Raw genomic sequence first — 1,894 nt, 5'->3', positions numbered from 1 at the left:
TTCCAACTATGACACCTGATCTTCTTCCTGATCGAAGTCAATCATCAGGTCCATATTCAGATACTTCCGTTCACTCCATGTAGAATTAGAGATGTGACGCAGCCGGGCCGCAACCAACATCAGGGCAGATTCACCATCGGGGAAGGAACCGATTACTCGTGTCCTCCTTCTGATTTCTCGCATGATTCTCTCAAGACCATTGTTGGTCCTTATCCGTTTCCAATGTTCAACCGGGAAGTGATAGTAGGAAAAGGTTTCGGGGGATCCTTCCCGTACCAGGGTAGCGGCCTTGTTAAGCTTCATTTCGATAAGCTTCTGGGCAATGAGGTCCTTCTTTCGGATCGCCTCCTCCCTGTTCTCTTGGGCATGGATGGCTTTCAGCATTGTGGCAACTTCTTTCACTTTGCCATGGGGTACAAAGCTGAAGACATTCCGGTAGAAATGGACGACACAACGCTGCCAGAGTGCCTGGGGATAAAACTCCGGAATCGACTCCACCAGACCGAGGGATTTATCGGAGATGAACATGTCGACACTCTCCAACCCCCGGTCTTTGAGATATCTCAAGAACCGTTGCCAGCTGTCCTTGTCCTCCTTGGTGCCCTCAGCCACCCCGATTATTTCTCGAAACCCATCCTCGTTGACTCCTATGGCCACCAGAACCGAGACATTACGAACCTCTCCAGCCCAGGAGCGCTTCATCTATATCCCATCCAGGTATACATATGCGTAATGGCTCTTGAGGGGAAGGTTCCGCCACTTCTCGATCTCTTCGTAGATTTTCTTGTTCAGATTGCTAATCGTTCCCGGTGACACCTTTGCTCCCCAGAGTGCTTCGGTGATGTCTTCCACACGCCTAACAGATACGCCGGCTAAATACATTTCCACCATCGCTTCCTCAACAGAAATTTCCCGGCGCTTGTACCGCTCAATGATCGCCGGTTCAAACGTCACCTTCTTTAGTTTCGGCATCTGGAGCGTTACCTCGCCGGCCTTGGTCAGAAACTTCCGGTCATAATGACCGGCACGATACCCCTTGCGCTCAGTTTTTCTCTCATGCTTCTGGGCATTCAGGAGTTGTTCTGCTTCAGCCTCCAACATCGCATTCAATGTCTCTTCTACCGTTTCCCGTACAAAATCCCCTAAATGGGCTTTGACTTCTTCCTCATTAATTTCGATAATCTTACCAGGCATTGGGTCCTCTCTCTGACTTGGTTTTTGTAGTTATTTATCAATCGTCAGATTGAGGACTCTTTCTTTATCAGCTATTTGCGCAAAATATTGTACGTTATCATGCAGAGGGTAAGCAGACAAATATATACCGGAACACCGGAAGCGGATTCATCTTTGGCGCAATCCGGGAGCAATCGGGAGGGCGTGGAAGTTTCATTCCCCTTGTGGTGTTTGAACGTCAGGAGAATCCGAGTGATGGGAGGTTTCCCTATCGGGCAATCTATGACTATGTAACTGGTGAACCGGCGGGCAGTTTGGCGCAGACCCTTCTGCGTCAGGCGTACGGGCTGGAGAATCACGAAAATCTACCACCCAGCCCTTTGAGAGCTGACGGGCGCCCCCGTGATGGAGTAGAATTAACCGTGGGGTATTCACAATTTGGGACAGGCAAGGATCTCCAACTGCGCATGGACAACCAAGAGTTGTTCCCGGGTGAGCTGAGCAGTTTCGGACTTCGTCCGTATGGAGCGATTCATCCTGGTGATGATGTGCTGCTTCGATTTGAAGTTGCCGGCAGCCTTTCAAGCCAAGTTGAGGGCACCGTTGTAACTACGGCCCAAGATGAAATGATTGCCGTGATAGACCACAAAGCCCTGTGGCGGGCGAATTTGTACATCTCTGAACAGTCCTCTGATGATAATCCTGTCGTGGATTGGAACAA

Annotated in this window: 1 protein-coding gene and 1 pseudogene; one reads left to right on the top strand and one right to left on the bottom strand. The window is 50.0% G+C overall.

Features of this window, described 5'->3' with window-relative positions; genetic code table 11:
* Window positions 1-6: 6 nt before the first annotated feature.
* A pseudogene (locus tag DC28_RS12260) lies at window positions 7-1,194 on the bottom strand (IS256 family transposase).
* Between the two features lie 446 nt (window positions 1,195-1,640).
* On the opposite strand from DC28_RS12260, the gene DC28_RS16765 reads away from it, so the two are divergent.
* Window positions 1,641-1,894 (top strand): hypothetical protein (locus DC28_RS16765; RefSeq protein WP_238565820.1); only part of this gene is annotated, 254 nt, incomplete at its 3' end.

It is taken from the genome of Spirochaeta lutea (genome assembly GCF_000758165.1).
Classification (GTDB): domain Bacteria; phylum Spirochaetota; class Spirochaetia; order DSM-27196; family Salinispiraceae; genus Spirochaeta_D; species Spirochaeta_D lutea.
Note: the sequence above shows the minus strand (reverse complement) of the source record. Positions and strands in the feature narration are given on the sequence as shown.